14 protein-coding genes are annotated in these 12,125 nt (G+C 72.0%); 5 read left to right on the top strand and 9 right to left on the bottom strand.

Features of this window, described 5'->3' with window-relative positions:
- Nucleotides 1–80: 80 nt before the first annotated feature.
- A complete protein-coding gene (locus IW249_RS23025) occupies nt 81–863 on the bottom strand; it encodes a DedA family protein (RefSeq protein ID WP_196922654.1) in 783 nt (260 codons plus the stop codon).
- Here IW249_RS23025 and IW249_RS23020 point away from each other — a divergent pair.
- The 4 genes from IW249_RS23020 to IW249_RS23005 all read left to right on the top strand — a co-directional run bounded on the left by IW249_RS23020 (nt 862) and on the right by IW249_RS23005 (nt 3,546).
- Entirely contained in the window at nt 862–1,644 is a 783-nt protein-coding gene (locus IW249_RS23020) for a carbon-nitrogen hydrolase family protein (protein WP_196922653.1), read from the top strand. The two genes, IW249_RS23025 and IW249_RS23020, sit on opposite strands and share 2 nt — an antisense overlap.
- A gap of 65 nt (nt 1,645–1,709) precedes the next feature.
- Nucleotides 1,710–2,513: an alpha/beta fold hydrolase gene (locus IW249_RS23015; protein WP_196922652.1), complete on the top strand. Its 804-nt coding sequence runs from the start codon at nt 1,710–1,712 to the stop codon at nt 2,511–2,513.
- 46 nt (nt 2,514–2,559) lie between these two features.
- Entirely contained in the window at nt 2,560–3,000 is a 441-nt protein-coding gene (locus tag IW249_RS23010; protein WP_196922651.1) for a VOC family protein, read from the top strand.
- Between the two features lie 45 nt (nt 3,001–3,045).
- Complete coding sequence (locus tag IW249_RS23005; protein ID WP_196922650.1) at nt 3,046–3,546, top strand: DinB family protein; 501 nt, start codon at nt 3,046–3,048, stop codon at nt 3,544–3,546.
- Nucleotides 3,547–3,589: 43 nt separating this feature from the next.
- On the opposite strand, the gene IW249_RS23000 is transcribed toward IW249_RS23005, so the two are convergent.
- The 6 genes from IW249_RS23000 to IW249_RS22975 all read right to left on the bottom strand — a co-directional run bounded on the left by IW249_RS23000 (nt 3,590) and on the right by IW249_RS22975 (nt 8,475).
- The gene (locus tag IW249_RS23000) at nt 3,590–4,231 is read right to left on the bottom strand and encodes a histidine phosphatase family protein (RefSeq protein WP_196922649.1); all 642 of its coding nucleotides are present in this window, start codon (nt 4,229–4,231) and stop codon (nt 3,590–3,592) included.
- Nucleotides 4,232–4,264: 33 nt separating this feature from the next.
- Nucleotides 4,265–5,710 (bottom strand): serine/threonine-protein kinase, encoded by a 1,446-nt coding sequence (locus IW249_RS22995; protein WP_231392626.1) that lies wholly within the window; start codon nt 5,708–5,710, stop codon nt 4,265–4,267.
- Nucleotides 5,711–5,820: 110 nt separating this feature from the next.
- The gene (locus IW249_RS22990) at nt 5,821–6,024 is read right to left on the bottom strand and encodes a hypothetical protein (protein WP_231392625.1); all 204 of its coding nucleotides are present in this window, start codon (nt 6,022–6,024) and stop codon (nt 5,821–5,823) included.
- 2 nt (nt 6,025–6,026) lie between these two features.
- Nucleotides 6,027–7,070, bottom strand: a complete 1,044-nt coding sequence (locus tag IW249_RS22985) for a LacI family DNA-binding transcriptional regulator (RefSeq protein ID WP_307788677.1) — start codon at nt 7,068–7,070, stop codon at nt 6,027–6,029.
- 135 nt (nt 7,071–7,205) lie between these two features.
- A complete protein-coding gene (locus IW249_RS22980; RefSeq protein ID WP_196922645.1) occupies nt 7,206–8,093 on the bottom strand; it encodes a Sco1979 family transcriptional regulator in 888 nt (295 codons plus the stop codon).
- A 142-nt stretch (nt 8,094–8,235) separates the two neighbouring features.
- Nucleotides 8,236–8,475 (bottom strand): DUF397 domain-containing protein, encoded by a 240-nt coding sequence (locus tag IW249_RS22975; protein WP_091406718.1) that lies wholly within the window; start codon nt 8,473–8,475, stop codon nt 8,236–8,238.
- A gap of 264 nt (nt 8,476–8,739) precedes the next feature.
- Between IW249_RS22975 and IW249_RS22970 the strand changes: the two genes are divergently transcribed.
- Nucleotides 8,740–9,390: a GGDEF domain-containing protein gene (locus IW249_RS22970; protein WP_196922644.1), complete on the top strand. Its 651-nt coding sequence runs from the start codon at nt 8,740–8,742 to the stop codon at nt 9,388–9,390.
- A gap of 4 nt (nt 9,391–9,394) precedes the next feature.
- Here the strand turns inward: IW249_RS22970 and rox are convergent, their stop codons facing one another.
- Complete coding sequence (rox, locus tag IW249_RS22965; protein WP_196922643.1) at nt 9,395–10,822, bottom strand: rifampin monooxygenase; 1,428 nt, start codon at nt 10,820–10,822, stop codon at nt 9,395–9,397.
- Nucleotides 10,823–10,947: 125 nt separating this feature from the next.
- Nucleotides 10,948–12,006 carry a phosphotransferase enzyme family protein gene (locus IW249_RS22960; RefSeq protein WP_196922642.1) on the bottom strand — a complete coding sequence of 353 codons (1,059 nt, stop codon included), beginning with the start codon at nt 12,004–12,006 and terminating at the stop codon, nt 10,948–10,950.
- Nucleotides 12,007–12,125: the final 119 nt, after the last annotated feature.

Raw genomic sequence — 12,125 nt, 5'->3', positions numbered from 1 at the left:
CGCGTCAGGTGACACGCCCGCAGGCGACCTCGGGTGACGCCTGGGGTGAAGCAGAGCAAAGGAAACCAGAGAGGGGTCGACTAGCGCTCGTCGGAGGCCCACGATCCGCTTCGGTAGAGGGTGCCGCGACCGCCCGGATCGGGCATCGCGTTCAGTGCGCTCTGCTCGGGTTCGGTCGGCTCGGGGTTCCGCGCGGCGCGACGGGCCTTCAACACGCGGGACCCGACGAACCAGGCGGCTGCCGCCACGCAGACCACGATCACCACTTTCTGCAGCGTGCCGACGTACCCCTCGACGAGGTGCCAGTTGTCGCCCAGCAGGTAGCCGGCGAGCACGAAGGTGGTGTTCCAGATCAGGCTGCCCAGCGTGGTGTAGAGCAGGAACGTGGTCACCGGCATCCGCTCCACGCCGGCCGGGATGGAGATCAGGCTCCGGAAGATCGGGATCATCCGGCCGAAGAAGACGGCCTTCACGCCGTGCCGCAGGAACCACGCCTCGGTCCGGTCCACGTCGCTGAGCTTCACCAGTGGGAGTCGGGAGACGATGGCGCGCATCCGGTCGCGCCCCAGCGCCGCGCCGATCAGGTACAGCGCGAGCGCGCCCAGCACCGAACCCAGCGTGGTCCAGAAGATCGCACCGACCAGACTCATCCGACCCTGGGCGGCGACGAAGCCGGCCAGCGGCAGGATCACCTCGCTGGGGATCGGCGGGAAGAGGTTCTCCAACGCCACCGCCAGGCCGGCGCCCGGCCCGCCGAGTCGTTCCACCAGGTCAGTGACGTAGCCGACGATCCCGTCCTGCGGTGGTTCCGCTGCGGCGGCGGGGGTTCCGGTGGCGAACACGGCGTGGGACGTTCGAATCATGCGCCCACGTTACGAAGTCATCCTGAGAGTCGACCATGAGGCCGACCGCCCGGCCGCGCGGGTCGACCACACCGGTGGGGGTGCGGAAAGCCGCACCCCGCTGCGGCTGGCGGTGGTGCAGCCGCCGTGCGTACCCCTGGATGTCGCGGCGAACGCGCGGGCGCACGCCGCCGCGGTCCGCGCGGCGCGCGCCCGGTTGGTGGTCTTTCCGGAGCTGTCGCTGACCGGGTACGAGTTGGAAGCGCCGGTCGTGTCGGTTGACGACCCGCGGTTGGCGCCGCTGGTCGAGGCGTGCGCCGAGACGGGCGCGTTGGCCCTGGCCGGTGCGCCGATCGCGGGCGACCACATCGCGATGCTGGCGGTGACCGGCGGCGGTGCGACGGTGGCGTACCGGAAGATGTGGTTGGGGGACGCGGAGGCCCGTCGCTTCCGGCCCGGCGACGCGCCGGTCGTGCTCGATGTGGACGGTTGGCGGGTGGGGCTGGCGATCTGCAAGGACACCGGCGTGGCCGCGCACGCGGACCGGACGGCCGCGCTCGGGATCGACGTGTACGCGGCGGGCGTCCTGGAGTTGGCGCGCGACGCCGCCGTGGTGGGCCAGCGGGCGCACCGGGTCGCCACCACGCACCGGATCTGGGTGGCGATGGCGAGTTTCGCCGGGTCGACCGGCGGCGGCTACACCGAGGCGGCAGGGCGGTCGGGTGTCTGGACGCCGGACGGCGAGGTGTACGCCCGCGCGGGCACCGACCCGGGCGAATCGCTCAGCGTCAGCGTCGGCTGACTGGGCAGTCGACGTCGGACCCATCCCCTAGCGTGGGGCAGTGTCATCGACACGAGGAGGAGCGCATGGCCGAGGCGGCGACGACCGGCACGGTCCGCTCGGCGGACGGCACCATCATCGCCTACGAACGCAGCGGCGCCGGTCCTGCCGTGATCCTGGTGGATGCGGCTGGCGGGTTCCGCGAGATGGGCCCGATGAGGTCGCTCGCGGCCCACCTGGCCGAGGAGTTCACCGTGCTGACCTACGACCGGCGGGGCCGGGGGCAGAGCTCCGACACGTCGCCGTACGCGCCGCAGCGGGAGGTGGAGGATCTACGGGCCCTGATCGAGGACGCGTCCGGCGGTTCGGCAGCCCTCTACGGTTTCTCCTCGGGGGCGGTTCTGGCGCTGCTCGCCGCGACCGGCGGCCTGTCGGTCACCCGGCTGGCCCTGCTGGAGCCGCCGTTAGCGCAGGGCGAGCAGTCGACGGACGATCCGGGCCTGGCCGCGGACATCACCGAGCTGGTCGCCGCCGGCCGTCCGGGCGATGCGATGCTGCATTTCCAGCGCAGCATCGGCGTGCCCGCGGAGTTGATCGACGGGATGCGCGACGGGCCGGGCTGGCCGGCCATGGAGGCCCTGGCGCACACTCTGGTGTACGACCTCACCCTGCTCACGGCCCTACCTGCCGAGGCACTGACCACACTCACGATCCCGACGTTGGTGCTCGACAGCGCGCAGAGCGACGCACGGCTGCACGGCTGGGCACAGGGGGCGGCCGAAGCGTTACCAGCTGGGCGGCACCGGACGCTGCCCGGCGAGTGGCACGGCGTTTCTGATGAGGTGTTGGCACCGGTGCTCGCCGACCATTTCTCCGGCCGCGCAGACTGAACGGCGACGCCTGGCACCTGTCGTACGTCTCGGGCAGGATCGGCCCATGAGCACTGTCCCCTCCCGACTGTCAGTCGTCACAGTGGGAGCACGCGACGTCGCCGCGCTGCGCTCGTTCTACCGGTCGTTGGGGTGGCCGGAGCTGCCGGCCAGTGACGACGGCTGGTCGGCCTTCCTGCTCGGTGGTGTGCTTTTGGCGCTCTACCCGCTGCCGGAGCTGGCCGCCGAGGCGGCGCCGGGCGTACCCGCGCCGGCCGGTGGCTGGTCCGGGGTCACCCTGGCCTGCAACGTCGACAGCCGCGACGAGGTCGACACGGCGTTCGAAGCGGCCGTCGCGGCGGGCGCGACGGTGGTGGCGGAGCCGACCGACCGGTCCTGGGGCGGGCGCTCCGGCTACATCGCCGACCCGGAGGGTAACCGCTGGGAGATCGCGTGGGCGGGCACGGCCCGCTTCGACGAGCGCGGCGCTCTGATCTCCTTCGGCTGAGCAATGGTGTTTGCGCGTCGACGATGACCTTGGAATGCTTCGGGAATGACCTCCTTTCCCCCGACCTTCGCCGATGATGTCGTCGGCCAGCCAGCTCAGGCGCAGTTCGAGGCGTTCATCGACGAGCACCGCAGGGCGCTCAACGGCTACCTGGACGGGCTGACCGAGGAGCAGGCGCGCCGGTCGTTGGTGCCGTCCCGGACCACGCTGCTGGGTCTGGTGAAGCACGCCGCGTTCGTGGAGAAGGTCTGGTTCGACGAGGCCGTCACCTGTCGACCCCGCTCGGAGATCGGCATTCCCGCCACGCCGGACGAGTCGTTCATCCTCGACGACGCCGACACGATCGCCACCGTCCAGCGCGCGCACCGGGAAGCCTGCGAAGCCTCCCGCCGCGCCACGTCCAGCCTGGGCCTCGACGACCTGCTCCGCGGTAACCGGCGCGGGCCGCTGCCGCTGCGCTGGGTCTACCTGCACGTGCTGCGCGAGTTCGCCCAGCACTGCGGGCACGCGGAGATCCTGCGCGAGCAGATCCTGGCCGCCGAATAGCCGCGGCGCCGGCCTGAGCTGGTCGCGCACGGCATGGCCTGGGTCACCCTCTGGGCCACCCGGCGGTGTCGGCGAAGCGGCGCAGCGTCCAGCGGGCCGGCGGCCAACCGCCCGGGTCGTGGTCGGTGGTCCATTCGGTGATCGAGGCCGGGGGCACGTCCAGGTCGAACGCCCGGAAGACCGGCTGCGCCGCGAGCGCGTGGAACCCGCCCTCGACTGTCTCGCTGTGACCGACCAGGATCACAGTGGAGCCCCGGTGCCGGTGGGCGATCTCCATGATGGCGCGGCTGACGCGGACCACCAGTTCGGCCCAGCTCTCGTTGCCCTCCTCGAATGGTCGGAACACGCCGCCACCTGGCACCGCGTGGTCGGTGCGGAAGAGGGCGGTCGGCAGGCCGTCGGCGTACGGAGGTGTGTGCCAGGTGCAGAGACCACAGTCGGCCACCGGCCGGACGCCCAACGCCGCGCCGATCGGTTGCGCGGTCTCGACCGCCCTGCGCAGCACGGACGAGTAGACCGCCACCGGTCCGTCGGCGGCGACCTCCCCGGTGAGCCGGTTGGCCAGGTTGTGGGCCTGCTCGTGGCCGAGGGCGGTGAGGCCCCGACAGCCACGCGGCCCACCGACGATTCCTTCGAGCTGGTGGACCGACTCGCCGTGTCGCACGAAGATCAGACGTGTCCGCATCGGGACATCATGCCAGCGGTATTGACGGGAGTATCAGTCGTCCGTACGGCCGGTGGAGAAGCTGCCGGCCCGGCTGAGCAGAGCGTCCAGTTTCGCGCCCGTCTGCGCTGGTAGGCGGTCCCGCCGCACCAGCTCGGCGATGTGGTCCCGCAGGTCGGCGACGCGCTTGGCGCGGTCCCGGGTGCGGCGGTCGAGGTCGGCGAGGTCGTCACGCAGATCCTCGGCGGTCCTCGGGTCGACGTCGCCGCGGGCGACGGCGGTGGCCAGGACGGCGGCGAACTCCTTGCTCACCTCCCGGAAGCTGACCGGTATCTGCTGCCCGACGCTCGGGGGCGCGGTGCTGGTGGCAGAGGGCGAGGGAGGTGCGGCCGGCGTCGGCGAGAGTGTCGTGGGCGTGGGCGCCGCCGGGGCGGAGGTCGACGGTGCGTCGGCGACCTCGGCTGGGTCCGGGGTGTTCGGCCTGCCGAGCGGATTCTCCACGAGCAGGGCGCCGACCCCGACCAGTACGGCGAGCACGGCGGCGACGAGCGCGGCGAGAGGCCGACGCGTTCGGCGTCGGGCCGGCGGGGCGGCAACCGGGACGGGGCGGGCGGCCACCGACCTGTCGATCAGGGTGGGCGGGTGGGCGGCTGGCCGGATGCGCAGCAGCTCGGTGGGTGGCTCCACCGGCTGACCGGCGCCGAACCGGCGGGCCAGGTGCGCGGCGCTCGGCCGGTCTGCCGGGTTGGCGGCCAGGCAGGCGACGGTCAGCTCGGCGATGTCGGCGGGGAGGCCGGGCACCCGCAGCGGCGGCACCGGGGTGCCCCGCCGGTGCACCTCCAGCGCGTCCTCCCAGCTCTGCACGGGCAGTGGCGCCCGCCCGGTGAGGGTGCGGTAGAGCAGTGCGCCGAGGGCGTACACGTCGCTCGCCGGGTCGGGCGGGCCGGCGGTCAGCCGTTCCGGGGCGAAGTAGGCGGGGGTGCCCATCAGCGGTTCGCCGGACTGGCTGTCGAGGCCGCCGAGCGCGGCGATGCCGAAGTCGAGCACCTTGGCGCCGGTGTCGGTGAGCATGACGTTGCCGGGCTTGACGTCACGGTGCACGACGCCGATGCGGTGCGCGGCGGCCAGCGCGGCGGCGATCTGCCCGGCCACCCGGACCGCCTCCGGCCAGGGCAGCGGCCCGGACCGGAGCCGGTCGGCCAGGTTGTGACCGTCGACAAGCTCCATCACCAGGTACGGGACCACGACGCCGCCGGCCAGGGTCGCCTCGGCGTAGTCGTACACCTGGGTGACGTGTGGGTGGGTCAGCCGGGCGGCCGCGCGGGCCTCGCGTTGGATGGTGGCCCGCAGCTGTGGGTCGGTGGCGAACTGCCCGGCGAGCACCTTGATCGCGACCGGCCGCCCGAGCACCTCGTCGTCGCCTCGCCACACCTCGGACATGCCACCGAGACCGATCCGCTCGTGCAGTACGTAGCGGTCGTGGAGGCGGAGAGTGGGCATGAGCGGTGACATGGCTTCACCAGTCTGCCTGGCAACACCGCCCTCGACCACTCTGCGTGCCCGGCCCCACACTGTTCGTCCCGTGCGTACCGGAATGGGATTGGTGCGGGTCAGGAGCAGCGCGGGGTGCTGGGCAGCGGTCGCGGCTGGATGCGGTCGGCGAGCCGGCGCAGGGCGAGGGCGGTGACCTGCCGGGTCGGGGCGAGCAGGGCCCGGCGGGGGTGTTCGACCTGGACCGGAGCGTCCGGTCGGGCCGAGTTGACGTGCCGGTTCATGGCGTCGAGGGCGGTGATGTATCCGGTGGGAAGTTCCATGGTCAACTCCTCGGGACAGGTCCGGTGGAGCCCCGGACGACGAGTGCGGTGGGCAGCAACACGTGACCGGCCGCGGCGTCCGCGGGCGGGTCGAGCAACAGTTCGGCGGCGATCCGGCCCTTCTCCTCGGCCGGTTGCCGGACGGTGGTGAGGCCGGCCGCGGCGGCCCCGGGGATGTCGTCGAAGCCGGTCACCGAGACGGTGGGACGGTCATGCGCCGGTCGTGCGGCCAGGGCGTCGAGCACGCCGAGCGCGAGGACGTCGGAGCCGGCCAGCACGGCCGTCGGTGGCGCGGGTTGGTCGAACAGCCCGGCGACGACGGTGGCCGCCGCCGGGCGGCTGTTGCCGGGGACGTTGACCACTGTCAGCTCGGCCCAGTCGACGCCGACCTCGGCGAAGGCGTCGGCGAACCCGCTGAGCCGACCTCGGGTGGTCGGATGCGGCACCTGGTCGACCCCGGCCAGGCTGAGCGGGCCGGGCGGCGCGTCCGGCAGCACGGAGTCGGCGAGCAGCGCAACCCGACGGTGCCCGAGCCCGGCGACGTGCGCGGCGACGCTGCGCGCGGCGGCCCGCTCGTCGATGCCGACGAACCGCTCGTCGGCGCCGGCGTCGTCGCGGGCGGCCGTGCTGACGAACGGCAGCCCACGTTGGCGGATCACGTCCAGCGCCCATTCCTCGTCGGCGACGCAGTAGACGCAGAACCCGTCGACGGCGGCGTTCTCCACGGCCCGCCGGGCGTCGGTCACCGCCGGAGGCAGCGGCACCAGCAGCATGCTCGTGCCGTGCCGCTCGGCGGCCGCGCCGACACCGGCGAGGAAGCGGACCGCGAACGGGTCGGTGAAGGCGTACGACAGTTGCGAGGTGAACAGCACTCCGATCGACCCGACGAAGCCCCGGCGCAGGGAGCGCGCGGTGGGGTTGGGGCCGGGGTATCCGAGTTGCCGGGCGGCGTCCAGGATCCGCTCGCGCAGGGCGGCGGAGAGCTGGTCGGGGCGGCTGTAGGCGTTGGACACCGTGCTGCGGGAGACGCCCACGGCGTCGGCCACGGCTTGCAGTGTTGGCTTCACCGGCACCCCTCTGCATCGATTCAGTCTGTATCGATACAGAGACTAGCCCGACGGGTCCGCGTCGGTCAATACGTCAGCTGAGAATCCGCCCTGTGGGGCCGGCGCGGTCGAGAGTCAGGCCGGGTAGGTGTCGTCCAGAAGGCGGCTGAGGATCTCCGCCGTACGCTCCGGCGGCTCGGCCTCGACGCAGAGCCGCTCCATGGCCACCGCGTAGTAGTCCAGGTCGTCGCGCTTGTCGAGGTAGATGGCGCTGGTGAGCTGTTCGATGTAGACGATGTCGGGAAGCTCCTGGTCGCCGAAGCGCAGGATGGTGAAGGCGCCACCAGCGGCGGCGTGGCCACCGGCGGCGAATGGAATGACCTGGAGCCGGATGTGCGGCGACTTGGTCGCCTCGATGAGCGCGGTGAGCTGGCCCCGCATGACCTCGGCACCGCCGATGGGTCGGCGCAGCGCCGCCTCGTCCACCACGGCCCAGAGCTGCGGCGGATTGCTCCGCTGGAGCAACTGCTGACGCTGCATCCGCAGCGCGACACGCCTGTCGATCTCACCCGGGCCGGCCGCGCCGTGCCCGAGCAGCACGACCGCCCGGGCGTACTCCCGGGTCTGCAGGAGGCCGGGCACGAACTGCACCTCGTAGCTGCGGATCAGTGCGGCGGCGGCCTCCAGGCCCAGGTACGACTGGAACCAGGACGGCAGCACGTCGCCGTAGCGGTGCCACCAGCCGGGGCTGTTCGCGTCCCGCGCGAGCTTGAGCAGCGCGTCACGCTCGTGTTCCTCGGTGACGCCGTAGAGCGTCAACAGGTCGGCGACGTCGCGCTCCTTGAAGCCGACCCGGCCCAGCTCCATTCGACTGATCTTGGATTCGGAGGAGCGGATCTCCCAGCCGGCGCCCTCCCGGGTCACCCCGCTGGACTCCCGCAGACGACGCAGTTGAGCGCCGAGCAGCATGCGCAGCACGGTCGGCCCGGTTGTCGGGCCACCCTCGGCGGGAACCATCGTCACGTGCGGACCTCCGGACACCGACCCACGACGGCCGGGCGCCCCGGCCCGGCCGACGTGTAAGCATGCCATGGACCGACAGTGAGGTGAACTCCTCCGCGCCGGTGAATCGGTCCCGTCGCCGGGACGACCCACCCCCGGCCGGTCAGTTGATCAGATGGTCGAAATCTCCGTCCCGCGCACCGAGAACGAAGGCGGCGATCTCGTCGACCGTGTAGATCAGCGCCGGCCCCTCCGGGTGTCGTGAGTTCCGGACCGCGATGCCCGCTCCCTCGGGCAGTTCGGCCAGTTCGACGCAGTTGCCGCTGGGGTTGCTGCGGCGACTCTTCTGCCAGCTCAGCGGAGGCAACTGGTGGATCGGTACGCCATTGGGTGGCTGCTGCATGAAGGCGTCTTTCTGTTACGAGCCCGCCGGTGGCCGTGGGAGGAGCGGTGACGGCGAGGGGGTGCGGTATCGACATTGGACGGTTCTGCACGTGCATCTGCTATTGCATCTGCACCCGACGGCGAGCATGATAACGCACATGATCGGTGCCCATCCGTTCACTTTGTGTTACCCCCAGACGGGCGACGATCAGGCAAAACTGGGCCCGACGCGGCGCGCCGCGTCAACCGAAGGCTGGAGGCGGTCGCGGCGATGGGAGGGTTCGTGCCGGATCCGATGAGTGTCGCCTCCGGCGTCTGCGCAGCCGGCGCGCTGCTCTCCTCCTGGCAACTACGCCGACGGGCGGTGCGCGCCGAGGCCGAGATCAGCCACCTCCAGGCAGAGCTGGCCGCCGAACGGCACGCCGCCAGTCACGACCCGCTCACCGGGCTGCCCAATCGCCGCGCCTTCTACCGCCTGGCAGCCGCCCTGCTCACCGACGCCGCCGGCCAGCCGCTGATCGCCGTGGTGCTCGACCTGGACGACTTCAAGCAGATCAACGACCGGTACGGGCACGCCGCCGGCGACCAGGTGCTGATCAGCGTGGCCGAACGGCTCGCCGGCTTCGCCGGTGACAATCTCGTCGCCCGCCTCGGTGGCGACGAGTTCGCCGGCCTGCTCTCCAGCCCCACCGTCGACCGGCGCTGGATCGATCACTCCACCCGCCGGCTCGCCGAGACCGTCGCCGCGCCGATCCGGTTGAGCGGGTGCAGCGTACGGGTCACCGCCTCCGTCGGGCTCGCCCCGGTGACCGGCCCGGCCCAGCTCACCGACGCGCTCAGCCGCGCCGACGCGGCCATGTACCAGGCGAAGAGCCTCGGTGGCGCCCGGTCGCCCCGCCAGTTGGTCGACAGCGCGTTCCTCGCGGAGCGCTGACAGTTCAGGTGACAGGCGCGCCAAACCACCTGGGCAGTTGGCTGAGCAGGTCGGCCTGGTCGTCGCCGACCCACGCCACGTGACCGTCGGGCCGTAGCAGCACGGCAGGGACCGCCAACTCCTCGCTGACGTCGACGACGTGGTCGACCCGCTCCGCCCAGCCGGAGACCGAGAGCTGGCCGGTCTGGTCGAGCAGCAGGCCGCGGCCGCCGTGCATCAGCTCGTAGAGGCGCCCCCGCTTCAGCCGTACGTCACGCATGTGGCGCCCGAGCATGTCGTGGCCCGCGCCGACGTCGTAGCGGACCCCGATCGCGGTGATCTTCTCGATCAGGTACCGGTTGACGTCCTCGAAGTCCAACAGCTCCGACAACAGGTGGCGCACCGACCGCGGCCCCGGCTCGGGTGAGAGCAGCAGCATCTGCGCCCGGGTGTTGTTCAGCACGTCAGCGGCCACCGGATGCCGTTCGCTGTGGTAGCTGTCCAGCAGCCCCTCCGGCGCCCAGCCGTTGAGCTCGGCGGCCAGTTTCCAGCCGAGGTTGAACGCGTCCTGGATGCCGAGGTTGAGCCCCTGCCCGCCGGTCGGCGGGTGGATGTGCGCCGCGTCGCCGGCGAGCAGCACCCGCCCGACCCGGTAACGCTCGGCCAGCCGCGTGGCGTCACCGAAGCGGGAGAGCCAGCGCGGTGAGTGGACACCGAAGTCGGTGCCCGCGTACACCCGCAGTTGGTGTTTGAAGTCGTCGATGGTCGGTGGGACCGTGCGGTCCTCGACCACCCCCTCGGCCGGGACGAGGACGCGGTACACCCCGCCTCCGAGGGGCCCGAGACCGAATCGGAGGTGGGTCCTGCGGACCTCGGCCACCACGTCGGCCACCGTCTCCGGCGGCACGCCCACCTCCATCTCGCCCAGCAGCGTCTCGACGCTGCTGGGCTCGCCGGGAAAGCCGACACCGAGCAGCCCGCGTACGGTGCTGCGACCGCCGTCGCAGCCGACGAGGTAGCGCGTACGCAACTGCGTGCCATCTGCCAGCCGCACTGTCACCCCGTGGTCGTCCTCGCTCAGCCCGACGAGCTCACTGCCGCGCCGGATCTCGACGCCGACCTCGCTGGCGTGCTCGCTCAGGAGACGGTCGGTGGTGGTCTGCGGAATGCCGAGGACGTACGCGTGTGCGGTGTCCAGCCCGCCCGGCGACGGCTTGGGAATCGCGGCGAAGAAGCCCCCGACCGGGTGTTGCTGCCCGAGGGCGAGGAACCGCTCCAGCAGACCTCGCTGGTCCAGCACCTCGATGCTGCGTGCGTGCAGGCCGAGCGCGCGGACGTAGCTGGTCGGCTCGGTCTCCTTCTCGATCACGAGTGGGTGCAGCCCGTGCAGCCGCAACTCACTGGCCAGCATCAGGCCGGTCGGTCCGCCGCCGGCAATGATGACATCGATCATGGAATCCCCCGATTTTCCCAGATTTGGGCGTCGGCTGGAGATTCTGCGGCACCACCCGGGTCTTGCCGCAAGGCCCCCGGTGCGATATATGTTGGAGGTGGCAGAGAGCGAATCCGCTCTCTGCCTTACTTTTTGTCCGACGTAGACGACGTGGTCGCCGCTCGGCCCCGCCGGTCACTGTCGCGCAACGCCGTATCGGCGAGAGTGACCAGACCCACCGGTGACACCAGCCCCCGCACGATCCGCGCCGCCCGGCCCCGGTCGGCAGCCGCCGCGTCGAGGTCCACCGCCTGGCGGGTCCAGTCGCTGAGGTCGTCCAGCGCGCGGACCGCGAGGAACCAGGCCAGGCGCACCCTGTCGACATCGGTCCTGCCGTAGCCGGCGAGCACGGCCTGCTGCTGCTCGGGAGTGATCGGCGCGAAGGCGAGCACCCCACCGAGGACGAACATGAGGTCGCACTCGGGCGGGGCGAGCACCGCGTCGTCCCAGTCGATCAACCAGACCTGCCCGTCCGCGCCGAGCAGCAGGTTGCCCAGGTGCGGGTCGCCGTGGCAGACGACGTTCGGGCCGGGTCGGTCGCGCTGGTCGGCGGCGCGGCGCTCGACCTCACGGGTCAGCACCCCCAGCCGGTCGGCCACCGCGGACCACACCCCCGCCAACTCCGCGACAAGCGGGTCCGCGAGGTCGGCCGGGGCCGGGTCGCGCAGCCGCGCGGCCATCGCCCGGGTCGCGGTCACGATCGAGGGGTACGCGGCACCGCCCGCCGGTAGCAGCCGGCTCAGCTCGTCGGTCACCGGCACCTCGTGCACGGCGGCCAGCACCTCACCGTACGCGCGCCAGTGCGCGCCGGTCATCGGAGCGTCGAGCGCCCGCTGGTCGGAGACCCACGGCACCACCGAGACGCGGCGCCCGTCATTGTCGATCGACAGCCGTCCGTCGTCGGCCCGCAGCGGCCCGACGATGCCGGGCACGCCCTGTTCGGCCAGGTACGCCGTCACCACCAGGCCGGCCGGGGTGCCGCCACCGCTCAGCTTGACCGCGTACCGAGAGCCGTCGGCGGCCTGGGCGAGCCACAGTCGGGCATGCTGGTCGGCGCCGGAGGTGACCGGCTCCATCGTGGACAGACGCACGCCGAAGCCCGTCCGCACCTGGTCGGCCACCTGCCGCGCGACGTCCTGCACCATGCGGACACCATGCCAGCGCTCCGGCCACCGGCCCAGCGATTTTGCCGGTCGCGCGCCGTTCTGAGCCGGCATTTGCGGGTATGGGAAACCGGTAGCCGAATACGACCGCCGAGAGGAAT

The sequence above is a fragment of the Micromonospora vinacea genome (assembly GCF_015751785.1).
In the GTDB taxonomy this organism is placed as follows: Bacteria; Actinomycetota; Actinomycetes; order Mycobacteriales; family Micromonosporaceae; genus Micromonospora; species Micromonospora vinacea.
The sequence above is the reverse complement of the archived record's forward strand: the minus strand, read 5'-3'. Positions and strand labels throughout refer to the sequence as shown.

Coding starts and splice junctions, on each gene's coding strand:
- IW249_RS23010 (WP_196922651.1), top strand. CDS start 2,560: ATGAGCACTGTCCCCTCCCGACTGTCAGTCGTCACAGTGGGAGCACGC.
- IW249_RS22960 (WP_196922642.1), bottom strand. CDS start 12,006: ATGGTGCAGGACGTCGCGCGGCAGGTGGCCGACCAGGTGCGGACGGGC.
- rox (WP_196922643.1), bottom strand. CDS start 10,822: ATGATCGATGTCATCATTGCCGGCGGCGGACCGACCGGCCTGATGCTG.
- IW249_RS22975 (WP_091406718.1), bottom strand. CDS start 8,475: ATGCAGCAGCCACCCAATGGCGTACCGATCCACCAGTTGCCTCCGCTG.
- IW249_RS22990 (WP_231392625.1), bottom strand. CDS start 6,024: ATGGAACTTCCCACCGGATACATCACCGCCCTCGACGCCATGAACCGG.
- IW249_RS23005 (WP_196922650.1), top strand. CDS start 3,046: ATGACCTCCTTTCCCCCGACCTTCGCCGATGATGTCGTCGGCCAGCCA.
- IW249_RS23000 (WP_196922649.1), bottom strand. CDS start 4,231: ATGCGGACACGTCTGATCTTCGTGCGACACGGCGAGTCGGTCCACCAG.
- IW249_RS22995 (WP_231392626.1), bottom strand. CDS start 5,710: ATGCCCACTCTCCGCCTCCACGACCGCTACGTACTGCACGAGCGGATC.
- IW249_RS23025 (WP_196922654.1), bottom strand. CDS start 863: ATGATTCGAACGTCCCACGCCGTGTTCGCCACCGGAACCCCCGCCGCC.
- IW249_RS23015 (WP_196922652.1), top strand. CDS start 1,710: ATGGCCGAGGCGGCGACGACCGGCACGGTCCGCTCGGCGGACGGCACC.
- IW249_RS23020 (WP_196922653.1), top strand. CDS start 862: ATGCGCCCACGTTACGAAGTCATCCTGAGAGTCGACCATGAGGCCGAC.